Below are 24388 nucleotides of genomic sequence, written 5' to 3' on the forward strand. Positions count from 1 at the left end.
AAACGGCTGTAATCAGCCGAAAAGTCCGCCTAACATATCGAACTCGTTTGCCTTACGAACTTTATAGGTTTTCAGAAATGCTTTCAGCACGGTTGGGTTGGTTAGCTCTTTAATATCTTTCCTGGTCGCCTTTATACTGCCTTTCAATTCCCGAATATCGTTGTTGAAGCTGAATTCCAGACTAAGCGCCGAGCCAACCATCATGAGAGGTTTATTAAGGGCTGCCGAAAGCTGGCTCTGTAGACCATACAACTCGTTGGAGAGTTCGTCGGCCTGTTGTTTGAGTATTTTGTTATAATACCGAAGCTGATCGTCGGCCAGGGTTTCGAGGTGCTGCTGATCGATTCGGTTAAACTCAAGCTGGAGTCTTAACAGCGAAAGCAGATCACTTTTTTCATAGGCTTCGGTCACCCGCTTCATGATTTCGGTTTTTCGGGCCTTTTCATCTTCATCACGTTCGCGGTCAGGGTGAAACGCTTTCACCAGATCCATATAAAGCGTCCGGACCGCTTTGGTAATGTTCCGTTCTTCGACCAGCTTTTTTGCCTCCCGCTCCTGTTGTTTTGCCGATTTAGGCTTTTGGGCGCGTCGCTCCTGAGCTTCCTGCTGGCGTTGTTCCGCTTCGGCCTGTTTGGCTTGCATCTGCTCCTGCATATATGCCATAAACTTTTCCTGCGTACTGACATCAACACCCTCTTCGAACGTAATGCCATACATAGCCCCGACCATTTCTTTCATGATTTCCGAAACCTGCTGGTCAGCTTCTGTATCGGTGGCGTCATACCCTGCCTTGTCATATTTATCAAAAACCGGCTTTAGCTCATCCAGTCCATGTTCACTAATGAGTTCGTAAGCCAGATTGAGGATTATATCAACCAGTTTTTTCCGCTCCGTCTTGGTCGTTTCGGGCCTGTCATGAGCCCGGTCAAACAGCTGTACCAGATCGGCCCGAAGCGCATTGAACGACCGAAGTAAGGGCTCATATTCGGAATACACCCGCTGTTGAATCTGGGTAGCGGTTGCTCGAAACTGTTCCAGGTCGGTTTCCAGCTCCCCTATTTTTTTGGTCAGTCGATTAAACTCCTTCTGTGCCTTCGAGAGCGGAGTTTTGTCTTTGCCGGGTGTTGGAATACGAACAAGTTGGGCCATAACAACTAATCGTGAGAAGCATTTAACGTAATTGGCCCAGACTATACATCGTCCAGGCCAACCGGATACCTACAAATATAGTACTAATATGGCTGTAGGCCCACAGGGTTTATTGTGAATCTGGGTATTCAACCTAACCCGAACAAGGGGTAATATGGCTGATTAAGAACGGGTAACCTTAGTTAGTCGCTTTTGAATGCCTTTGCATGTCAGATTGTCCTCAACGCATAATTAGTACTCCGCCCACCCGAATCTTCTTTGACAAGTATTTCCTGATCAAGTAAATTCTGAATGTCCCGTAGCGCCGTATCCTGCGACGTTTTGGTGATTTTAGCCCACTTCGATGTGGTCAATTTCCCTTCGAATCCATCCAGCAATTTATTAAGCATCAGTTGCTGACGTGCATTAAGCATTTTTTCGGATAACCACTCCCAATAACGTGCTTTTGTCAATACTCCTGCCAGTATGTTTTCGGTAGCACTCAGTGCCCGATCCAAACAGGCCAGAAACCAGCTCAACCAATCCGTAATGTCTAATGCCCCTTTTTGAGTCTTTTCCAACATCGTATAGTACGTAGTTCGCTCTTTACGAATTTGAGCCGACATACTATAAAATCGTTGTTTTAATCCGTCGGCTCTTGCCAATTGCATATCGGCAATCGTGCGCCCAAGCCGTCCGTTTCCATCATCAAACGGGTGAATAGTGACAAACCATAGATGCGCAACAGCCGCTTTAAGAACTGGGTCTAACGTAAACTCTCCGTTAAACCAGGTAAGAAACAGTTGCATTTCACGGTCCAATATTGATGCATCCGGGGCCTGAAAATGTACCTGTTCCCGTCCTATTGCTCCCGAAACGACTTGCATAGGTCCTGCATCTCCACTGCGCCAATCGGCCACAGTTATTTTATGCATTCCACTATATCCCGTTGGAAATAAAGCCGCATGCCAACTGCACAAGCGCTCTTTGGTTAAAGGCTGACTAAAGTACTGAGTAGCATCCACTAACACATCAACAACGCCTTCTACCTGACGATCTGGAGGCAAAAGTCCAAACGTATCAATACCTAAACGCCGGGCAATAGACGAACGTACCAGATGCTGATCGAGAATTTCACCTTCTATTTCGTTTGACTTTAAGACTTCTAACGTCATTGTTTGGAGCATTGCCTCGGACTGAAGCGAAAATCCCAACCCAGTCATCTGCCCTATTAGTTTTCCTTGTTTATGCCGAAGAGCAGCGAGAGGTATAATGAGTTCAGCCTGATCCCATCGAAACTGGGGCCATTCCCGTCGTTGATAAATGTACATCCTTATTCACCGCATATTTTGCGGTGAATATATCACCTAATCACCGCATTTTCCAAACTGCTAATCAGACAAGTTACGGAAAACAGGAAATCGGCCCCAGGAGTTTGTGAGCTATACTTATTGCTGTATCCCGACCAGATTGAGCATAAACGCATATTCCAGCGCGATTTCCTTTAATACCTGGAAACGCCCCGAAGCACCACCGTGACCTGCATCCATGTTGGTATGGAGCAACAACTGATTCGTATCCGTTTTCAGCGCACGCAGTTTGGCCACCCATTTGGCAGGCTCCCAGTACTGTACCTGCGAATCGTGTAAACCCGTGGTCACGAGTAGATTCGGATACGCTTTTTGCTCCACGTTATCGTAGGGTGAGTACGAGAGCATGTAATCATAATAGGGTTTATTTTTCGGATTGCCCCACTCTTCAAACTCACCCGTTGTGAGCGGAATACTTTCGTCGAGCATGGTCGTCACAACATCCACAAACGGCACCGACGCCACTACGCCCCGGTAAAGCTGCGGTGCCTGATTGATCACAGCGCCCATCAGCAACCCACCTGCACTCCCGCCCATCGCAAACAGCTTATCCGAACTCGTATACTTGTTATTAATCAGGTACTCCGATACATCCACAAAGTCGTTGAAGGTGTTCTTCTTTTTCAGCATCTTGCCATCTTCGTACCACCGACGCCCCATTTCCAGCCCACCCCGAATGTGGGCAATAGCGAAGATAAAACCCCGGTCCAGCAGACTCAGCCGGGTTGAGCTAAAGCTGGGATCAATCGAATAGCCGTAGGAACCGTAGGCGTATTGTAGCAATGGCGCCGAACCATCTTTGGGTGTTCCCTTGCGATACACCAGCGATACGGGCACCTGTATGCCATCGCGGGCGGTTACATAGACCCGTTCCGATACATAATTGGCCTTGTCGAAACCGCCTAACACCTCCTGCTGCTTTTTCAACGTTTTCTCCTTCGTATCCATGTTATAATCGAAGGTTGAATTGGGCGTTGTCAGTGACGAATAGCCGAACCGGAGAATATTGGTGTTGAAATCAGGGTTATAGCCAATGCCGGCCACGTAAGCAGGCTCGCCAAAATCGAGGTATTCGTCAGTTTTAGTCTGCTGATTTATAACCCGGATATTGGTTAAACCGGCCTTACGTTCGCCCAACACCAGATGGTTGACAAACACGTCCATAGTAGCCAGATACACATCGGGCCGGTGTGGGATCACTTCCTTCCAGGCAGTACGGTCAGTTGTTTTTCCTTCTGGCACTTCCATCAGCCGGAAGTTCTCGGCTTTCCAGTTCGTACGGACATAGAATTTATCCTGGTAGTGTACAATGTCGTACTCGTGGCCCTTCTCTCGCGGCAGAAACACCTTGAACTGACCCATCGGCTGTCTAGCCTCCAATAGCCGATATTCGGTTGCAACGCCATTGTGATCGGAGCCAATGGCGATGTATTTCTTCGATTTTGAGCGACCCAGGCCCATGTAGAACTGGTTATCGGCTTCTTCATATACCAGCGCGTCGGTCTGGGGGCTTGTACCCAGCACATGCCGATACACCTGATACCCCAGCAGCGTCTGCGGATCTTTTTTGATATAGAATAAGGTCTTATTATCAGCCGCCCAGGCAAAATTATCGGCTTCTACATCCGGTATCTTGTCTGCATAGGTTTTGCCGGTTTTCAGGTTTTTGATCCGCAGCGTATACAACCGACGGCTTACCACATCTTCAGCGTAGATCGCCATCTCCTCATTGTCCGACACTTCATATCCGCCCAGGTGGTAATACGTATGCCCTTTTGCCAGCGCATTACCATCAAAGAGAATCTCTTCCGGGGCATCGAGCGAACCTTTTTTACGACAATAAATCGGGTACTCCCCTCCCGTGATGTATCGACTGTAATAAAAATAGCTCCCCTCTTTGTAAGGCACCGACTCATCCTGTTCTTTAATACGGCCCTTCATTTCATCGAACAGTTTTTCCCGCAGATTTTTCACGGGCGCAAGCTCTTGTTCGAGATACGCATTTTCGGCGTTCAGGTAGTCGATTACCTCCGGGTTTTCGCGCTCGTTGAGGTAATAATAGTTATCAATTCGCTTATGGCCGTTGGTAATCAGTTCTTTAGGTTTTACAGCGGCTTTAGGAGCCGTAACGGGTTGTGCCTGCGTCATACGAAGGGATGTCAATAAACAGAAAAGCGCAAAATACGTCCGTTTCATAGGAAGAGAATAGCTCAAGCGTAAAGGCGCAAAAAGGATATACAAAGAACGTAAAGAAATTAACAGCCGCTTTGCGTTCTTTGTGAAACGTTTGCGCTTATCCTCTTAACTAAATGCCTGAACTCGTTGTAGCTCACTATACCGAAGATCTGAGCTGGCTCCGAAATGTACCGAAAGACCTACAGATCACGGTCTACGATAAAAGCCCAGACCATGCCGCTGGTCCTACGGCCATTCCCCTACCCAATGTCGGGCGAGAAGCCCATACCTATCTGCATCACATCATAAGCCGATACGATTCGCTGGCCGAGTGGACCATTTTCTGCCAGGGCAAACCCTTCGACCATGCGTATGATTTCAAGAAAACCCTACGGGCTTTTGCTGACGGCTCCTGGTTTTCTAACCCCAACGAACAGCACTCGAACCCGCATTTTTACTGGCTGGGCCATCTGATCGATACTGACGACGCCCGAGGCCATCGACTATTCCGACCGTGGAGCAAAAACGACGACGGGCGGGGTCTGGATTTACGGGGGTTTCATCAGTCTCTTTTTGGTACGGGTGGCCCCGAGCAATATACCTTTGTGCTGGGCGCCCAGTTTGCTATTCATCGCAACCTTTTACAGCAAAAAACCGTATCCTTTTATGAGCAGGCCTTGAGGGTATCTATTGATTTTCCCGATGCAGCTCACTGTTTTGAACGAAGTTGGGACCGTGTGTTTGGCATTGCAGGTATCGATCCGCACTGGCTGGCTAATCGACTAACAGTTCAGCTTAAACCCATGAAGTACCAGTCTGCCAGCCAACGTTCACGCTAATTGATCGTTAGATAAAAAAAGTCAGTCTGAACTAGTTACAGATAGGTAAATCTGATTTTTTTACAGTTTCTCCGAACGCTTTGTCCATTTATTGCGTCTAATCATTCGGCATCGAAAGCAACAAACCTTTTCGTATATTTAGCAAGTAATTCTGCCACCCATCCTCTCATGACCCGGACGTTTTACGTGCCTCGTTTTCGGCTCGTTTTGTTATGTATCGGCACCGCTGGTACACTGACTGCTTTTTACCCTGAAAAACTATCTCTTCAAAAAGCATTCGCCCGAATTACTAAAGAAGTAACCGCTCATAGTCGTGCCTACGAAACGCTTGCTCAGGCATCTGAACAGGTCGGCCACCGACTCACAGGCAGCCCTAATGGTAGCCGTGCAGAAGCGTATGCATTCGATTTACTGTCGACATATGGCTTCAAAGAGATTCGGTATGAGCCATTTGAAGTTGAAGCCTGGGCACGCGACACGGTAACGTTATCGGTGGTACCCTCCAAAAGTGATAACTTCCGCGATGTGCCCGTGGTAGCGCTGGCCCATTCACCCGTCGAAGCGCACGTAAAGGGAGAAATTATTGATGTAGGCAATGGTCTGGAGGGCGATTTTGCCGCCCTGAAAGGCAAACTTAAAGGCAAAATTGCGCTGGTCAATATAGGTTTGTCTGCTCCAACCAAAGGTGCCCGAAATTTGCATCGTTCCGAAAAAACAGCACTGGCTATTCAGCACGGGGCATCGGGGGTGATTATGGTCAATCTGGTACCCGGTAATGTACTGCTGACAGGAACCGCTTCCGTAACAGGCAAACTGATTCCAATTCCGTCGGTATGCATCTCGCTGGAGAGTGGCGAAGCCATACGTTCGTGGATGCAGGAGGAACACAGCCCGTTGCGGGCGATGATCGACATGACCAACACGAGTCGGAAAATTCGCGCCCGAAATGTAGTAGCCACCCTGAAAGGGTCGAAGTATCCCGATGAAAAAATTATTGTCGGTGGTCACCTGGATTCATGGGATCTGGCGACCGGAGCCATCGACAATGGCATCGGCTCCTTTGCCGTACTCGACATTGCCCGGACGTTTAAAGCGTTGAAACTGAAACCCAAGCGCACCATCGAATTTGTTCTATTTATGGGCGAAGAACAGGGGCTTCTAGGGTCAAAAGCAATGGTAGAAAACCTGAAAAAGACGGGACAACTGGATAATGTTCGGTATATGATGAATCTCGACATGACCAATGATCCTACTGGCCTCAATGCGTTCGGGCGGGCCGACATGGTACCGTTCTTTAACAATGTTGGCGAAAGCATAAAGTCGGTAGAGTCTGCGTTCTCAAACGATATGCAGAACCAGGCCGGTCTACATTCCGACCACCAGCCTTTTATGCTCGAAGGGGTTCCGGTAGTGGGCCTGAACGGGCATCTGTCTAAATCCGTACTCGACTGTTATCACGCCAATTGCGACCGAATGAATCTGGTAAATGCCGATCAGTTGAGAAATACCGTTCGCTATTCGACCATGCTTCTCTATGCCCTCGCCGATGCGGATGATATTCCTGCTCGGCGGCAAACCGATACCCAAACCCGCGATTACCTCGTGGCACAGGGGCTTCGTACGCCTTTACAGATCGCCAACGAATGGCGCTGGAAGGAATAAAATCTTATCAAAGAATTTGATTCCAGCCCGGATTAGGAGATCAGGTTTTCGTTTCTTTGTAATTCTGTAGCATCCTAACCCAAGCTATGGCCAAAAACACATTTCGGGAATCACCACGCGCGACGCAACAGCAAAAGAAGCAGCGACGCAAACTCAAACTGGCAACCTGGCTCAACGACTTTATTGGCCTGGATCGCCTTTTTGGTGAAGACAATGCATGGCCCATCCACCACATCGACCGGATTTTGTGGGTCACTTTTCTGCTTATTCTATACATTGGTCTTAACCACAATGCTGAGCGGCTCGTCCGTCGGATTCAGCGGACCAAAATCCAGGTCGATGAACTCCGCTCGCAGTATACCGTTTTACAGGCTGACCTGGATAAAAGCGGAAAACAGTCAGAAATCAGCAAGCGCGTAGCGGCACTCAACCTTTCGGATAGCCAAACACCACCCCATAAAATCGTCGTCAAGTCAAATGAACATTAAGCAGGACATCATTCAACGGGCCAATAACGTTTATTACTTCGTTATTGTCCTGGCCGTTGGCGTTGTCTTTCGGCTGATTTACGTACAATATTTCCAGACCTTTAAAGGGCAGTTCTGGCGCGAGCGTGTTGATGCTACCCTGATTCAGCGCGACACCATCCGGGCCATGCGGGGCAATATTTTTGCCAACGACGGCCGACTACTCGCTACTTCCTTACCAACGTATGTAGTGGGCCTTGACCCAACAATGGCAAAGCCCGACTATTTTAAAAAGAAAATAGACTCATTAGGCTTATTATTATCTCAAATCTATCGCGACCGCTCCCCGCAGGAATATGCTGATCTTGTTCGGGATGCCCGCGCCCATAAACGTCGGTATGTATTGCTGAACCGCCGACGGGTTACTTTTCAGGAACGTCAAAAAATGCTGAAATGGCCTTTTTTCCGGTCAACGCCAAAAGTAGCTGCGCGGGGGGGGGTGTTGCGTCCTTTCTATGAACGCTATCATCCCTTTGGGCAGATGGCCGAACGAACCATCGGAAATCTGGATGCCAAGACTGGCCGGGGGCTGATCGGTCTGGAAGCGTCGTTTCAACCCGCACTGGCGGGAAAAAATGCAGTCGGCCTGGTTGAAGTGCTGGCGGGCGGCATCCGAAAACCCGTCAACGATGGACCCGATATGCAACCTGAATCGGGCATGGATCTGTACACCACCATCGATGTCAATTTCCAGGACATGGCCGAATCCGCTCTGCGAGACGCTTTGATCAAATACAATGCGGCTAAAGGTTGCGTAATAGTGATGGAAGTAGCCACCGGCGAAATCCGGGCAATGGCCAATCTAACCAAACAGGGCCGTGGCGACGGACCGGATCAGTATGTCGAAAACTTCAACCATGCGCTGGCCGGTCGGACTGACCCCGGTTCAACATTTAAGTTGGCGACGATGATGGCCCTGATGGAGGAGAAAGCAATTTCGCTGAATCAATTGGTAGCGACCGGCGGTGGATCAGCACGCTACAACGGCCTGGGCATTCATGATGCCAGCCGGGTAGGTCATGGAACGATAACAGCCCGGCAGGTTTTCGAAAAATCATCGAATGTAGGCACACACCTACTCATGCGTAGCTATTTCTACAGCCGCCCTGATCTGTACTGCCAGTACCTCCGTCGATTCCACCTGACCCAACCAACGGGCATTCATATGAAAGGGGAAGCTATTCCGGTCGTTCGTAACCCAGATATGAAAGGCTGGAGCAAAGTGTCGCTGACTTCTATGTCGTATGGCTATGAAATGCAGATTACCCCGCTCCAGATGCTGGCTTTCTATAACGCTGTTGCCAATAACGGCTATTGGGTACGTCCGGTCATTGTGAAACAGATTAGGCTCGCAGGCGAAATTATTGAAGACAATAAACCCAATGTGCTCCCTGAACCTATCTGCTCGAAGGAAACCGCTCGGAAAGCGCAGGATTTACTCCGGGGCGTAGTGACCAATGGTACAGCCAAACACATCAATAACCCTTATTATGCCATTGCAGGTAAAACCGGAACGGCTCAAAAAATAATTAACGGACAGTATCAGGTCGGTAAATATTACACCTCATTCATTGGTTACTTCCCTGCCGACAAGCCCAAATACAGTATGATTACGATGGTTGATACACCCCAGGGCGATAACATTGATCTATTGTATGCTGGCGCTGTATCGGCACCCGTATTTAAGGCTGTTGCTGACCGGATCGTAGCCTACGATATTCGCATGCACGCACCAATCCGAACTGGCAGTTCAAAACCCCTCTCGACAACGGGCCTACTGGCTGGCTATGCCGGTGACCTGCATACCATCAGTTCCACATTGGATATTGCCAACGAACCCTCAACCGAAGGCTGGGTAGAGGCCACAGGGAATGGGCGATGGAAACAGCGTTCGACGCGGCCGGGTCAGGTTCCCGATGTGCGCGGCCTGACCTTACGTGATGCCCTTTTTCTGCTTGAAAATCGCGGTCTTCGCGTATCCGTCGAAGGGCGAGGCAAAGTAAAGGAGCAGTCGATTTCACCGGGTATAGCTATCGAACAGGTTGGTAGTAAGAGCATTACGCTTCGGTTAAGTTGATAGTCGATACGCTATGCAACATGTGCATACTGTAATAATTAGGCAATTCAGACCCTAACCTGTTTTTTTGCAGCCGTAAAACGAGACCAGGAATCGTTTATCGGTATGCAACTCAAAAACCTTCTCTATAAAATTCCGCTGCTGGCTACGTCGGGCAGTATGGAAACTGACATTACGGCCCTTACAATGGACTCGCGAAAAGTTGGGCCGGGTAGTTTATTCATTGCAGTTCGGGGAACCGTAACCGACGGGCATAATTACATTGAAACGGCAATAAAACAGGGGGCTTCGGCAATTTTGTGCGAAGAGCTACCGGACAATCCTTCGCCGGGAGCTACCTATGTTCAGGTGCAAAACACGGCCCGAAGTATGGGGCTGATTGCAGCTAATTTTTACGATCACCCTTCCCAAAAGGTAAAGCTTGTCGGCGTAACGGGCACGAACGGCAAAACCTCTGTGGCAACACTCCTTTTTCGGTTGTTTCGTGCGCTTGGCTACCGCTGTGGATTGCTATCGACTGTACAGAATCAAATTGACGATGAGGTAATCCCAACAACACATACAACCCCCGACGTCATTACGATCAACCAGTTACTGGTGAATATGCTGGCGCATGGATGTACGCATGTGTTCATGGAAGTCAGCTCGCATGCGGTCGTTCAGGAGCGTATCGCTGGGCTTACGTTCGCAGGGGCTATTTTTACGAATATCACCCACGACCACCTCGATTTCCACGGTACGTTTGATAATTACATACGGGCCAAAAAAGGCTTCTTCGACCAGCTTCCTTCTTCGGCTTTTGCCCTTACTAATGTCGACGACAAACGGGGGTTGGTAATGCTCCAGAATACGGTTGCCCGCAAGGAAACCTACTCGCTGCAAACGCTGGCGACCTTTAAAGGCAAAGTTATTGCCGATAGTTTATTTGGCCTGCATATGCAGCTCGATGGACATGAGGTATGGTTTAAGCTGATCGGCCGCTTCAATGCCTACAACCTACTGAGCGTATATGGGACAGCTGTGCTGCTGGGCGAAGATTCGGCCGAAGTCTTAATGCTACTTTCTGGTATTAAGCCCCCTCCTGGCCGTTTCGAACAGGTCGTATCGGACGATAAAATTGTCGGTATCGTCGATTATGCCCATACACCTGATGCACTCCAAAATGTACTGGAAACCATCAATGGCCTGCGTCAGGCAAATGAGCAAATCATTACCGTAGTTGGTTGTGGAGGTAATCGAGATGCAGCCAAGCGACCTATCATGGCCGAAATTGCCTGCCGATTCAGCAACAGGGTGATTCTCACGTCTGATAATCCGCGAAACGAAGACCCAATGGCCATTCTGGAACAGATGCAGGCAGGTGTCCCACCCATCGATTATAAAAAAACGACCACAATTGAAGATCGGCACGAGGCCATTCGAAAGGCTGTATCGCTCGCCAATCCGCACGATATTATACTGGTAGCCGGAAAAGGCCACGAAACCTATCAGGAAATACAAGGAATCAAATACGATTTCGATGACCGGGCCATCTTACGGGAGGCTTTCTCAGAACGCGGAAATCTGTAACTTTGGCACATGTATAATTTTGAATGACTGAATGATTGAATGATTGAATAGAGCCTGGGCAGTTATTCAATCATTCAATCATTCAGTCATTCAATCATTCTCCTCTATGCTCTATTATCTCTTTCAGTTTCTGGACGAACGCTATGACTTCCCGGGGGCGGGAGTTTTCCAATATATCTCGTTCCGGGCGTTGGGGGCTGTCGTCACGTCGCTACTTATTGCCGCTATTTTCGGACGCCGAATCATCGACACCCTTCGTAATTTACAGATTGGCGAATCGATTCGTGATCTGGGACTGGAAGGCCAGATGCAGAAACGGGGCACCCCCACGATGGGAGGTTTTATCATTTTAGCCTCACTCCTGGTTCCAGCACTACTTTTTGCAAAGCTTTCCAACGTGTATGTCATTCTGGCTCTGGTGTCAACCGTCTGGACGGGCCTGATCGGCTTTCTGGATGATTACATCAAGGTTTTCAAAAAGAACAAAGAAGGGCTACAGGGCAAGTTTAAAGTAGTTGGTCAGATTGGTCTGGGGCTGATTGTCGGCCTGACACTCTATTTTAACCAGTACGTCAAAATTCGAAAGTATGCTCCTCGCCTATTGAGCACCTCCAACGTACCCGACGTGTATACCGATATAAAATCGACCCTGACGACGGTTCCGTTTCTTAAGAATAACGAGTTTGATTACAGTTCTCTGCTTTTTGGCGTATTACCTGACAGCTACACCTGGATTATCTATGTAATTGTCTGCATTTTCATCATCACTGCGGTTTCGAACGGAGCCAATATTACCGATGGTATCGACGGACTGGCGGCTGGCACCTCCGTCATTATTGGCTTAACCATTGGCGTACTAGCTTATTTGTCAGGCAATAAAGTATTTTCTCAGTACCTCAACATCATGTACATTCCCAATGCTGGCGAGCTAGTAATCTTCTGCGCAGCTTTTGTGGGAGCCTGTGTTGGTTTTTTGTGGTACAACTCCTACCCTGCGCAGGTGTTCATGGGAGATACGGGTAGCCTGATGCTCGGTGGCGTTATTGCCGTGTTGTTTCTGGCCATTCGGAAAGAGCTGATGATTCCTATTATCTGCGGCATCTTTCTGGTTGAACTTGTGTCCGTGATCCTGCAAGTCAGCTATTTTAAATATACGAAACGCAAGTATGGCGAAGGCAGGCGAATATTCCTGATGTCGCCCTTGCACCACCATTTTCAGAAAAAAGGCTATCACGAAGCCAAGCTAGTGACCCGTTTCTGGATTGTCGGAATTATCCTGGCGGTATTGGCGCTGGCCACGTTGAAGTTACGCTAACAGGAATTCTTGGCAGAGCCTTGTTTTTCAGCCTTATATCTTCTATATTTGCACTCCCGTTTTGAAGCGGGAGTGCTTTTTTATAGGCAAATCATTAGAAATCAACCAATTAGTCTCCATAAAGTGAATACGCTCAGTTACAAAACCATCTCTGCCAACAAAGAAACGGTGCAGAAGGATTGGGTTGTGGTTGACGCTCAGGGCGAAGTACTTGGCCGTCTGGCTAGCCAAGTTGCACGTCTGATCCGCGGCAAACACAAAACCAACTTCACCCCGCATGTTGATTGCGGAGATAACGTGATCGTCATCAATGCCGAAAAGGTGCGCCTGACGGGCTCTAAGATGACCGACAAAGTTTACGTTCGCCACACAGGTTATCCCGGTGGTCAACGGTTCGCATCGCCCCGGTTGTTACTCGAAAAACAACCCGAGCGCATCATTGAACATGCTGTGAAGGGCATGTTGCCGAAAAACCGGCTTGGTCGGCGGTTGTACACCAACCTGTATGTTTACGCCGGTGATCAGCACCCGCACGAGGCTCAGCAACCCAAAGCAGTTAAATTCTAAGTCATAATGGATCGTATTAATACCATTGGCCGCCGTAAAACTGCCATCTCACGGATCTATCTGTCGGCGGGCAGCGGAGCCATCTCGGTAAACGGAAAAGATTACAAACAGTATTTCCCAACCGAGGTTCTGCAAATCATTCTGAACCAGCCCTTCGCTACAGTTAATGGCGTTGGTGGTTACGACGTAAAAGTAAACGTTCGTGGTGGTGGTGTAGCTGGTCAGGCCGAGGCAACTCGTATGGCCATTGCCCGCGCTCTTGTCGAACTGAACGCTGAGTTCCGTCCAGCCCTTAAGAAAGAAGGGTTCCTGACTCGCGATTCGCGTATGGTTGAACGGAAGAAGTACGGTCGTCGGAAAGCCCGTCGTCGGTTCCAGTTCTCGAAACGTTAATCCATTAATGTATAATGAGAAATGTTTAATGTTTAATGACTTCATTATACATTTTATATTAATCATTGTTCATTAAACATTGTCCAGACTGCGCTTAGATGATGCCGATGCGTGGTGCTGCGTACTAATCAACACTTTTATTCTTCATTTTTCATAACGAAAATGGCACAAATTGAATATAAAGATCTCCTCGACGCTGGTGTGCACTTTGGCCACCTTACGCGCAAGTGGGACCCCCGGATGGCTCCGTACATCTTCATGGAGAAGAACGGCATCCACATTATTGACCTCAATAAAACATTAGCTTCACTCGACGAAGCCTGCAATGCTATCCGTGGTATTGTTCGTTCGGGTCGGAAAGTGTTGTTCGTAGCGACTAAAAAACAGGCTCAGGAAATTGTTTCGGAAGAAGCACGTCGCCTGAAAATGCCGTATGTTACCGATCGTTGGCAGGGTGGTATGCTCACCAACTTCGCTACTATTCGGAAGTCGTTGAAAAAAATGCAAACGCTTGACAAAATGCTGAAAGACGAGGAGACCGTCAAAAGTATTGCCAAGCGTGAGCGTTTGACCCGGATGCGTGACAAAGAAAAACTGGAGCGTGTGTTGGGCGGTATTGCCGACCTGACTCGTTTGCCAGCCGCTCTGTTCATTGTCGACGTAAAACGCGAACACATTGCTGTTGCTGAAGCACACCGTTTGGGTATTCCTGTATTCGCTATGTGCGATACGAACTCGAACCCCGAAGCAGTTGACTTCGCTATTCCAGCTAATGATGATGCTTACAAATCCATTGCTCTGATTACCCTTGCCATCGGTAAGGCTATCGAAGAAGGGCTGATGGAGCGCAAGCAGGATAAAGACGATCAGCGTATCCAGGAGGAAGAAGAAGCGAAGCGTGCTGAAGATCTTGCCCAGGCTCGTGCCGAAGGCGCTACTCAGCCAGAAGCGGAAGCGACGGAAGCTCCTGTTGCTGAAGATGAGCAGGAAGCATAAATGAGTTTACAGTTTTCAGTTCGCGGTTTTAGTTGGTGAGCACGGACTTTTTTTAATGCATAAATCAACCAAAAACTGTAAACCGAAAACTGTAAACTAAAAAATAGCCCGTAGCCAGCCGCTATGGGCTATTCCATTTCAACAGAAAATTTTTTGATCACAAAATAACGTTTGGTAATTCAACTTACTAACAACCTTTATTATGGCAATTACTGCTGCTGACGTAAACAAACTTCGGCAAGAGACCGGAGCCGGTATGATGGACTGTAAAAAGGCCCTTACCGAAGCTGATGGCGATTTTGAAAAAGCAAAAGAGATTCTGCGGAAGCAGGGTCAGAAAATAGCTGACAAGCGAGCCGACAACACCACGGCTGAAGGCATTGTATTGGCTCATGTTAGCCCCGATGGTAAATCCGGTAAAGTAATTGCCCTGGCCTGCGAAACAGAGCCAGTATCCAAGGTAGCTGATTTCCAGAATCTGGCGATGGCTGTTATGAGCGCAGCGGTTACAACTGATGCTGCCGATAAAGCTACGTTGCTGGCAACTCCTCAGGCTGACGGTCGTTCGCTTCAGGACCACATCACCGACCTGATGGGTAAAATTGGCGAAAAAATCGACGTTGCCTCTTTCGAAACCGTTTCGGCCGACAAAGTGGTATCCTACATTCACTCAAATGGCAAGCTGGGCGTACTGGTTGGTTTGACTAACACCAATGGTACGGATGTTGCCGAAGTAGGTCGCGACGTTGCTATGCAGATTGCGGCAATGAAGCCTGTAGCCCTGGACAAAGACGGCGTTGATGCTACTATCGTTCAACGTGAAATCGAAATTGGCAAAGAGCAGGCTCGTGCAGAAGGCAAACCTGAAGCAATGCTTGAAAAAATTGCCATGGGTAAACTGAACAAATTCTACAAAGATAATACGCTGCTGAACCAGGAGTTTGTAAAGGATCCTTCCATTACGATCTCGCAACTTCTGGATAAAACCAGCAAGGGCCTGACTGTATCGGCTTTCAAACGCGTAGCTATTGGTTAGTCAGTTTAGCAATTTACCAAATAAATCGCTTGTATACCCAGCCATATGGCTGGGTATTTTTTATTGTCTACGTTTTTGATCTTGCCATTATTCACCCAATTTTAACCTTGTGGCAAACTTAAAAGTGAGTAGCTTGCCATAAAACGAGTTGTTGCTGAATTTAATAGCTGCCAACAAAAAATATTCCAAAATATAATTGAAATGGGCTAAAGATAGATTGAACAGAAATAGGCAGAGCAACAATATTTTTGAACTTCTACCAAGTAAATTAATTGAAATAAAATCTATTTTATAAACGTACTATTTTATAAAGTATATCTATTTGGATAATATTTTTTAAGGATCAATTCGTAGCTGATATTTTATTAATATTGCCTTTTAAGTTGAGTTACTTTTTTAACGCTTTCTGGTCATAAGAGCCACCACCGTATAAAATGGAGCAATATTCGGACGAGGAGTTAGTTCGGTTATATGTCGACACGCAACGAAATATTTATTTCGAACGGCTATACGAACGTTATTGCGATAAAGTGTACAGAAAGTGTTTATCGTTTACAAAAGATCCTGTTCGGGCAGAGGATTTGACGCATGATATTTTCCTTAAACTGGTCATTAAACTCGGGAGCTTTCGTGAACAGGCGAAATTCTCCACCTGGCTATATTCAATCACGTATAATTACTGCACCGACCAGATTCGAACGCAGAATATGCGTAAAGAGGTGTATATGGAAGATGGATGGGAGCGGCTAGATATACAGCAGGACGATGATCTGGGCGATCTGGCAGAAATGGAAGCAAAGCAACTTGAGCGTGCCCTGCACCAACTTCCTCCCGAAGAGCAGTCGATGCTTTTGATGAAATACCAGGATGATATTAGCATTCGGGACATTGCCAATATAAACGGCCTGACTGAAAGCGCTGTAAAAATGCGCTTGAAACGATCACGCGATAAACTTCGTAAACACTATCTCGAAGGAGTTGTATTCTGGCTCCTACTGGCTATTAAAATGATACTTTCTATACGCTGGCCTTTTCGTTAATCAATCGGTATGGAAACCACAAACCCATTTAAACAACTTGAGCCAGATGACCTTTGCCCTCCGCATTTGAAAACGGAGTTAGTCTCTGAGATTGATCTGATTCGTAATGCCGTTACTGTTATAGATCTCTATATCGGTGATTTGTTTGCGTTAGCATCAGCACTTGTTAACCCACCGCATTTAACACCAGACGATACAAATCCTACCGTATGAATCAATTACCAGAACTGACCGAAATTATTCGGAATACATTTCAAACCCTCATCAATCAATTTGTCGAATTTGTTCCTCGTCTACTAGGTGCTTTTGTCATCCTACTAATTGGTATTGGATTTGCCCGATTGGTTGCTATGATCGTGCGCCGGGTACTGGGAAAAGTGGGGTTCGATAAAATCGGTAACCGCCTGAATGAAATCAGTATTATTAAGCAGCTAAAGACCGAAATTAAGTTAAGCGAAATTATAGCTAAGGTTCTTTATTATTTCATTCTACTGGTATTTATCAAAGCCTCCACGGAAAAACTGGGGGTTGGAGCGATCACCGAGATGGTGTCTTCGTTAATCAACTTTATCCCTAAATTAATTGCAGCCGCCATCATGCTACAGGTTGGCGTTCTGATCGCTGACGCTTTACGGGCAGCCGTTATCAACGTGTGTCAATCGTTTAACATTGCATCGGGTCGGTTGCTAAGCATGATTGTGTTTATTTTCTTTCTAATTGTTACGGTTATCAGTGCTCTGGGTCAGGCTGGCATCAATACAGAATTACTTGAATCCAGCTTCAACCTCATCATTGGTGGAGTCATATTCGCCTTTGCTATCGGTTATGGCATTGCTTCCCGCGACTTAATGGCTAATATTATATCGTCTTTCTACACGAAAAATAAATACAAAGAGGGCCAGGTTATTCAAATTGATGACGCCAAAGGTGAGATTATTAAAGTAGATACATTATCGTTAACCCTTCGCACGGGTCAAACTACTACGGTTATTCCTTTACAGACCCTACAAATGAAAAAAGTAGAGGTTTTTGACAACGCTCCTGCTGCCTAATTAAGTTACTATACATCCATTAAAGCGTCTTAAGAGCCAATCAAGTTTTCAAAAATGATATGAAAAATTCTGCGCTCTGTATACTTATAGTCGGACTTTCTCTGAACCAACTATTCGCCCAGGACTCTACGCGGGTAACCACCAATTTTAAAGATACCGTTGCGGTAAAACCCGATACGTCGTACTGGCAGAAATCATTTAGTGGCGGGGTCAATTTTAACCAGGCCTCTTTTAGCAACTGGTCGGGTGGCGGGGTTAACTCGGTGGCTCTTGGCGCTGTTGTAGCCGCTCGTGCGCTCTACGAAAAAGGGAAAACATCCTGGGATAATACGGCAGATCTGCAACTGGGCTATGTAACGCAATTAGGTAATACCCGCAAAGCGGCAGACCAGATCATGATTATTTCGGTATTGGGCAAACAGATTGCGCCTAAGTGGGACTTCTTTGTTTCTGGAACTTTCAACACATTTTTTGCGCCGGGTTACCGCTACGATAAGCTTCCTGCCGATCAGACACAGCTGAAAGTATCCAATTTTTTTGCGCCGGCACAACTCACACTAGCCCTTGGCATAGCGTATAAACCGAATGACTGGTTTGCCCTGCGAATGAGTCCTATAGCTCCACGGTTCACATTCCTGGGCGATCAGAGTGTGCGGGTACGCGAACAGGCAGACGGTACATTTGTGCCCGACCCCACACAGAAAGCATACGGTGTCGATCCGGGAAAAAGCAGCCGAACCGAATGGCTGGCGTTTCAGCTACAGGCAGCCCTTAATCGTAATCTGACCGAAAACATTTCCATAAATACACGGTATCAGCTATTTACGGAATATTCCCATCTGGATAATATCAACCATCGGCTCGATCTGATCATAACCGCCAAAGCCAGCAGATACATCAGTACTACGTTTGGTCTGATTGCGCTTTATAACAAAGACTTTAGTTCTAGTTTACAAATCCAGCAAACATTAGCCATCGGACTGGTATATAACATCAGTTCCTTCAAAAAGAAAAAAGACTCCGCAAAAGCCAGTGATCCTTTGCCGGGCAGATTTTGATTTACAGGAACTTTTATCTACTTTACTCTTCACAATTACAATTAGTATATTCCAACCCAAAACTTAACCATTATGCTAAGTGAATTTAGAACCTTTATTGCTCAGGGCAACGTCATCGATCTGGCCGTTGGTGTTATCATCGGTGCTGCATTTGGTAAAATTACTACCTCACTAGTTGAAGACATTATAAACCCAATTCTGGGGATTGTTTTAGGCGGAGTTGATTTCAGCCAAATGAAATACGTTCTTAAAGAAGCCGTTGGCACTACACCTGAAGTGGCCATTCGATATGGTAACTTCCTGAATACGATCATCCAGTTTTTGATTATCGCCTGGGTAGTTTTCCTGATTGTCAAGTTGGCTAATCGTGCACGGCTATCCAATTCGATGCAATCTAAATAATAAGTTTTGTAGAGAAATTTACTTGAAAAGCCCTGGCGCATAGCCGGGGCTTTTTCATTTATGTGTTACTTTGCTAAGTGTAAGTACTTGTCATGTCAGTGCAAAAAATAGTTATTCTAGGCGGGGGCGAAAGCGGTGTAGGAGCCGCTTTATTGGCACAAGCGAAAGGCTTTGGTGTGTTTTTGTCGGATAAAGGTACCCTCAAAGAGAGTTACCGAACAACTCTGCAAACGGCGCAGATTCCATTTGAAGAAGGAAAACATACAGAAGAGCTTATTCTGGATGCTACGGAGGTCATTAAAAGTCCAGGTATTCCCGAAACGGCTCCTCTGGTGCAAAAACTTAGAGCGCAGGGAACGCCCGTAATTTCAGAGATTGAATTTGCAGCCCGTTATACACGCGCTAAACTGATCGGTATTACGGGTAGCAATGGTAAAACAACTACTACGTTACTGACCTATCACCTGCTTAAAACCGCTGGCTTTAATGTGGGGCTGGCTGGTAATATAGGCGATAGCTTTGCCGAACAGGTCATTACGGACCGCTTCGACTATTTTGTACTTGAACTAAGCAGTTTCCAACTGGATGACATGTACAACACCCATCTCGATGTTATGGTGCTGCTCAATATCACTCCTGACCATCTGGATCGGTACGGCTATAACTTCCAGAATTACGTCGATTCCAAATTTCGAATACTCCAAAATGCGCGACCAGACGATGACTTTATCTTTTTTGCCGAGAGTCAACCGATTCTGGCCGAGTTCGAGAAACGGCACCCAGAGGTGAATCGGCTGCCCGTTTCGTTGCTAACGGCTGTTTCGCCCGGCGGCTACCTGGAAAATGGACAGCTCATTACCGCGAACAAGAATCGTTCGTTTGCCATCGCTCAGGCCGATACCCCTTTACGAGGCCCGCATAACGCCATAAACATGCTATCGGCCATGTTAGCCGCGCAGTCGGTTGGCGTATCGAATGAAGCACTGGCACAAGGACTAAAAACGTTCCAGAATGCCGCCCATCGACTTGAACCGGCGGGAACGATTCATGGCATCCAGTTTATCAACGACTCAAAAGCCACGAACGTCGATTCGGTTTTCTATGCCTTGTCGAGCATGGATGCGCCAACGGTCTGGATAGCGGGCGGTCTGGACAAAGGAAATGACTATAGCCAGTTGGACGAATTGGTGAAACAGCATGTAAAGGCGCTCATTTGCCTGGGCATTGACAACCATAAACTCGTCGATTATTTCGGCTCGAAGATTCCGACTATCTATGAGACCCAATCAGTTGCGGATGCCGTTGCGAAGGGACTGGAATTAGCGCAGCCGGGCGAAATCGTACTTTTGTCCCCCGCTTGTGCAAGTTTTGATCTGTTTAAAAATTACGAAGATCGCGGTAATCAGTTTAAAGCCGCCGTTCAAAAGCTACTATAGGAAACATATACTGGCAACCTACTTCACCCATCATACACCATACCTTACAAAAACATGGCTCTACGGGAATGGATTCGAACGCATCTGAAAGGTGACCGCCAAATCTGGTGGATCGTCCTGTATTTGTCGATTATGAGTGTTCTGGTTGTTTATAGCGCAACAGGCACTAAAGCGTTTCGGGAACTTGATGGCAATACCGAAATCTTCCTGCTTAAGCATGGCTCTTTGCTGTTGATCGGGCTGGCCTGCACCTATTTTGCCCATAAAATCAACTACGTCTATTATGCCCGGCTGTCGAAATATGGTCTCTGGCTATCTGTCCCTCTGCTAATATGGGCCTATTTTAAAGGCTCTACGTTGAATGATGCATCGCGCTGGGTAACGATTCCGATCATTAACCAGACGTTTCAGCCGTCCGATTTAGCCAAACTGGCTCTTATTTCTAATCTGGCGGCCATGCTGGCCAAGAGGCAGCGGTTCATGAACGACCCAACGGTTCTGTTCAATCTGATTCTCTGGATTGGTCTTATCTGCTCGCTCATTATCCTCACAAACACATCGACAGCCCTTTTGCTGGGTGCCACCTGCTTTCTGCTGATGTATATTGGGCGAGTACCCGTTCGGTATCTTGGCTACATGATAGCCGTGTGCGTTTTATTTGGTGGAATTGCCCTGGCAGCTGGGCAACGGTTAGGCACAGCCGTTAATCGAGTCAAAAGCTTTTCGGACTCCGACACCATTCTTTATCAGGTAGAACAGTCGTATATAGCGCTGGCCAATGGGGGATTAACGGGTCAGGGCCCCGGTAACAGCCACCAGCGAAACACCCTGCCCAACCCCTTCTCCGATTTCATTTACGCCATAATCGTTGAAGAATATGGACTACTGTTAGGCGGCATTCCAGTCGTACTGGCTTATCTATGGTTTTTATGGCGCGGCATGAAAACACTTCAAAAGGCGACCCGACCGTTTGGTGGATTGCTCTCGGCAGGTTTAACATTCAGCATTGTTTTTCAGGCCTTTGCCAGTATTTGTGTAGCTATTGGTATGGCACCCGTAACAGGCCAGCCGTTACCTTTATTAAGTATGGGCGGAACTTCCTTGATTTTCACAGGCTTAGCCATTGGCATTGTTCTTAGCGTTAGCCGTGAGGAAGCCGATGAGAGTCGAATTTAAACAGTACGGTTTACAATCAATCGAATGAAAGTAATTATCAGCGGAGGTGGAACCGGCGGCCACATTTACCCAGCCATTGCCATTGCCAACGAACTAAAAGCAATTGACCCCTCTACAGAAATTCTGTTTGTGGGAGCCGAAGGCAAAATGGAAATGGAGAAAGTTCCCCGTGCTGGCTATACAATAGTCGGGTTACCTGTTGTTGGCATTAAGCGCGAGCTTACTTTGGAAAACCTTGGGTTTCCTATCAAACTGGGTAGAAGTTTATTGAAGGCCCGCCAGATCGTTCGTGATTTCCAGCCCGATGCCGCTGTCGGCGTAGGTGGCTATGCAAGTGGTCCACTGCTTTTAGCGGCTTCCCTTAAAGGCGTCCCTACGCTTATCCAGGAACAAAACTCGTATGCTGGCCTGACCAATAAAGTACTGGCTCGCTGGGCCAAACGCATCTGCGTTGCCTACCCGGGTATGGAAGCCTTCTTTCCAGCCGAAAAACTGAACATAACGGGGAATCCGGTACGAAGCGATATTCAATTTGCTGATCAGCAGCGAGAAGCCGGACGAACGCTGTTCAATCTGGACGCCAGTCGGCCAACCTTGCTGATTATTGGGGGTAGTCAGGGAGCAAGAACCATCAATGAGAGTATAGAAGGGGGCTTACAGCGTTTTGTTGAAGCGGGTGTGCAAGTGATTTGGCAAACAGGCCCTGGATTCATCGAGCGAGCGAAAACTGCTGTTATCGCAACAGGTTCGTCGCTGATAAAACCCTACGACTTCATTTATGAAATGGATAAAGCTTACGCCGTTGCCGATGTTGTGGTCTCACGTGCAGGGGCTCTATCCGTATCGGAATTATGTCTGGTTGGCCGTCCCGCCATTCTGGTACCATTTCCGGCTGCCTCGGAAGATCACCAAACCAAAAACGCGATGAGCTTGGTAGACCATAAAGCTGCTTTGCTGGTAACTGATAAAGCTGCTCGTGAACAGTTGGTAACTGCCGCGCTGAACTTACTGAATGATCCGATGCAACAAACTCAGTTAAAAACCCAAATTAAAACATTAGCGAAACCCAATGCCGCCCGCGACATTGCGAATGAAGTAATTAAGTTGGCAGGATCAACTTCCAGCCGGACTCGTTAAATTTAGTTTACTAGACCAGGCTATCGTCTGGCCATGACAAAGATGACTTTAGATCAATTCAAATATATTTATTTCCTCGGTATTGGTGGGATTGGCATGAGCGCGTTAGCGCGTTGGTTTCGTATTAACGGATATACAGTAGCCGGGTATGACCGAACACCAACGGCACTGACCGATGCCCTACAGGCAGAGGGTATTGCAATTCATTTTACGGAAGATGTAGCGCAAATACCCGCTGCGTTTCTGGAACATCCAACCCAGACACTCGTCATTTATACACCAGCTATTCCCAGTACTCATCTGGAGTACATCTATCTGACTGAACAGCGGTTCATCTTACAGAAACGCTCGCAGGTGCTTGGTCTGCTGGCGGGCCAAATGACCACGATCGGTGTAGCGGGTACGCATGGCAAAACGACTACCTCGTCGATGGTTACGCATATCCTACGTGATGCGGGCGTAAACTGTGCGGCTTTTCTGGGCGGCATTACCGCTAACTACGGCACCAACTTCCTGCTCAACGAACCCGCTGACGACCTGCGTTCGGTCATTTGTGTAGTTGAAGCCGACGAATTCGACCGATCATTTTTGACCTTATTTCCAAAGTATGCCATCGTCACCTCCACAGATGCCGACCATCTGGATATTTATGGGGCGCACGAAGCAGTGCTTGCCTCATTTGGTATGTATGTCAGCCAGATTGAAGCCGACGGTGTCCTATTTATGAAAACCGGGTTGTCGTTAGCCGACAAAACAAAAGCGGCCATTCGGGAGTACTCTTTACAAACGGGAGATTATCACAGCCAGAATCTGCGGATCGAGCAAGGCTCGTTTATCTTCGACATTGTATATCCTAATGGAGTTATTTCTGATATTCAGCTACTAGTTCCTGGGTTTCACAATGTGGAGAATGCAGTGGCGGCTGGCGCGGTAGCCCTGGAAGTTGGGGTATCTCCAGATGCCATCCGTTCGGCCCTGGCTACGTACAAGGGCGTCCGTAGGCGATTTGAGTACATTCTCAAAACAGATAAAGCCATTCTGATTGACGATTACGCCCATCACCCCGCCGAAGTAAACGCATTTCTGTCGTCGGTAAAAGCCCTGTATCCTGATCGCGAAGTGACGGTCGCGTTTCAGCCACACCTGTTTAGCCGCACCCGCGACTTTGCCGATGGCTTCGCCGAAAGTCTGTCACTAGCTGATAACGTTATTCTGCTTGACATCTACCCGGCCCGAGAATTACCCATAGAAGGTGTAACGTCTGATTTGATTTTCCAGAACGTACACTCGAAAAGCAAACAAAAATGCACCAAAGACGAATTGATTGACGTTGTGCGAAAAATGAAACCTTCCTTACTTGTAACCGTAGGGGCTGGTGACATTGATCAACTGCTTCCTGTACTAAAATCGACTCTAAGCAACCAATAGATAAA

At 47.4% G+C, this 24388-nt stretch carries 22 protein-coding genes; 19 read left to right on the forward strand and 3 right to left on the reverse strand.

Features of this window, described 5'->3' with window-relative positions; all coding sequences use genetic code 11:
• Positions 1–12 precede the first annotated feature (12 nt).
• The 3 genes from BGO59_RS06740 to BGO59_RS06750 form a co-directional block, all read right to left on the reverse strand.
• Positions 13–1149 carry a hypothetical protein gene (locus BGO59_RS06740; RefSeq protein ID WP_293682505.1) on the reverse strand — a complete coding sequence of 379 codons (1137 nt, stop codon included), beginning with the start codon at positions 1147–1149 and terminating at the stop codon, positions 13–15.
• Positions 1150–1358: 209 nt separating this feature from the next.
• Complete coding sequence (locus BGO59_RS06745; protein ID WP_293682507.1) at positions 1359–2459, reverse strand: Fic family protein; 1101 nt, start codon at positions 2457–2459, stop codon at positions 1359–1361.
• A gap of 117 nt (positions 2460–2576) precedes the next feature.
• Complete coding sequence (locus BGO59_RS06750) at positions 2577–4694, reverse strand: S9 family peptidase (protein WP_293682509.1); 2118 nt, start codon at positions 4692–4694, stop codon at positions 2577–2579.
• Between the two features lie 113 nt (positions 4695–4807).
• Here BGO59_RS06750 and BGO59_RS06755 point away from each other — a divergent pair, with 113 nt between their 5' ends.
• The 19 genes from BGO59_RS06755 (at position 4808) to murC (ending at position 24383) form a co-directional block, all read left to right on the forward strand.
• The gene (locus BGO59_RS06755; RefSeq protein WP_293682511.1) at positions 4808–5512 is read left to right on the forward strand and encodes a DUF3431 domain-containing protein; all 705 of its coding nucleotides are present in this window, start codon (positions 4808–4810) and stop codon (positions 5510–5512) included.
• A gap of 168 nt (positions 5513–5680) precedes the next feature.
• Positions 5681–7174 (forward strand): M20/M25/M40 family metallo-hydrolase, encoded by a 1494-nt coding sequence (locus tag BGO59_RS06760; RefSeq protein WP_293682513.1) that lies wholly within the window; start codon positions 5681–5683, stop codon positions 7172–7174.
• Between the two features lie 86 nt (positions 7175–7260).
• Entirely contained in the window at positions 7261–7662 is a 402-nt protein-coding gene (locus BGO59_RS06765; protein ID WP_293682515.1) for an FtsL-like putative cell division protein, read from the forward strand.
• The gene (locus tag BGO59_RS06770) at positions 7652–9778 is read left to right on the forward strand and encodes a penicillin-binding protein (protein ID WP_293682517.1); all 2127 of its coding nucleotides are present in this window, start codon (positions 7652–7654) and stop codon (positions 9776–9778) included. Before BGO59_RS06765 ends, BGO59_RS06770 begins: the two co-directional genes overlap by 11 nt.
• A gap of 105 nt (positions 9779–9883) precedes the next feature.
• On the forward strand, positions 9884–11347 hold the full coding sequence (locus BGO59_RS06775) for a UDP-N-acetylmuramoyl-L-alanyl-D-glutamate--2,6-diaminopimelate ligase (RefSeq protein WP_293682519.1): 1464 nt from the start codon (positions 9884–9886) through the stop codon (positions 11345–11347).
• Positions 11348–11453: 106 nt separating this feature from the next.
• Entirely contained in the window at positions 11454–12662 is a 1209-nt protein-coding gene (gene mraY / locus BGO59_RS06780; RefSeq protein ID WP_293682521.1) for a phospho-N-acetylmuramoyl-pentapeptide-transferase, read from the forward strand.
• 123 nt (positions 12663–12785) lie between these two features.
• Complete coding sequence (rplM, locus tag BGO59_RS06785) at positions 12786–13229, forward strand: 50S ribosomal protein L13 (RefSeq protein ID WP_020597106.1); 444 nt, start codon at positions 12786–12788, stop codon at positions 13227–13229.
• Positions 13230–13235: 6 nt separating this feature from the next.
• A complete protein-coding gene (rpsI, locus tag BGO59_RS06790; protein ID WP_293682523.1) occupies positions 13236–13622 on the forward strand; it encodes a 30S ribosomal protein S9 in 387 nt (128 codons plus the stop codon).
• A 162-nt stretch (positions 13623–13784) separates the two neighbouring features.
• The gene (rpsB, locus tag BGO59_RS06795) at positions 13785–14618 is read left to right on the forward strand and encodes a 30S ribosomal protein S2 (RefSeq protein ID WP_020597104.1); all 834 of its coding nucleotides are present in this window, start codon (positions 13785–13787) and stop codon (positions 14616–14618) included.
• Between the two features lie 202 nt (positions 14619–14820).
• On the forward strand, positions 14821–15654 hold the full coding sequence (gene tsf, locus BGO59_RS06800) for a translation elongation factor Ts (RefSeq protein ID WP_293682526.1): 834 nt from the start codon (positions 14821–14823) through the stop codon (positions 15652–15654).
• Positions 15655–16088: 434 nt separating this feature from the next.
• Positions 16089–16694: an RNA polymerase sigma factor gene (locus BGO59_RS06805; protein ID WP_293682528.1), complete on the forward strand. Its 606-nt coding sequence runs from the start codon at positions 16089–16091 to the stop codon at positions 16692–16694.
• Between the two features lie 9 nt (positions 16695–16703).
• Positions 16704–16907, forward strand: coding sequence for a hypothetical protein (locus tag BGO59_RS06810; protein ID WP_293682530.1), 204 nt, complete (start codon positions 16704–16706; stop codon positions 16905–16907).
• Complete coding sequence (locus tag BGO59_RS06815; protein ID WP_293682532.1) at positions 16904–17746, forward strand: mechanosensitive ion channel domain-containing protein; 843 nt, start codon at positions 16904–16906, stop codon at positions 17744–17746. The genes BGO59_RS06810 and BGO59_RS06815 overlap by 4 nt, the downstream gene beginning before the upstream one ends.
• 59 nt (positions 17747–17805) lie before the next feature.
• Positions 17806–18804 carry a DUF3078 domain-containing protein gene (locus BGO59_RS06820; RefSeq protein ID WP_293682534.1) on the forward strand — a complete coding sequence of 333 codons (999 nt, stop codon included), beginning with the start codon at positions 17806–17808 and terminating at the stop codon, positions 18802–18804.
• Positions 18805–18876: 72 nt separating this feature from the next.
• Positions 18877–19206, forward strand: coding sequence for a large-conductance mechanosensitive channel protein MscL (mscL, locus tag BGO59_RS06825; RefSeq protein WP_293682536.1), 330 nt, complete (start codon positions 18877–18879; stop codon positions 19204–19206).
• A gap of 92 nt (positions 19207–19298) precedes the next feature.
• Complete coding sequence (gene murD / locus BGO59_RS06830; RefSeq protein WP_293682538.1) at positions 19299–20642, forward strand: UDP-N-acetylmuramoyl-L-alanine--D-glutamate ligase; 1344 nt, start codon at positions 19299–19301, stop codon at positions 20640–20642.
• A 54-nt stretch (positions 20643–20696) separates the two neighbouring features.
• Positions 20697–21818 (forward strand): FtsW/RodA/SpoVE family cell cycle protein, encoded by a 1122-nt coding sequence (locus BGO59_RS06835; RefSeq protein WP_080058876.1) that lies wholly within the window; start codon positions 20697–20699, stop codon positions 21816–21818.
• 24 nt (positions 21819–21842) lie between these two features.
• Positions 21843–22955: an undecaprenyldiphospho-muramoylpentapeptide beta-N-acetylglucosaminyltransferase gene (gene murG / locus BGO59_RS06840; protein ID WP_293682541.1), complete on the forward strand. Its 1113-nt coding sequence runs from the start codon at positions 21843–21845 to the stop codon at positions 22953–22955.
• 42 nt (positions 22956–22997) lie between these two features.
• Positions 22998–24383, forward strand: a complete 1386-nt coding sequence (gene murC / locus BGO59_RS06845; protein WP_293682543.1) for a UDP-N-acetylmuramate--L-alanine ligase — start codon at positions 22998–23000, stop codon at positions 24381–24383.
• The last annotated feature ends 5 nt before the right edge of the window (positions 24384–24388 follow it).

The sequence above is a fragment of the Spirosoma sp. 48-14 genome, from assembly GCF_001898575.1.
In the GTDB taxonomy this organism is placed as follows: Bacteria; Bacteroidota; Bacteroidia; order Cytophagales; family Spirosomataceae; genus Spirosoma.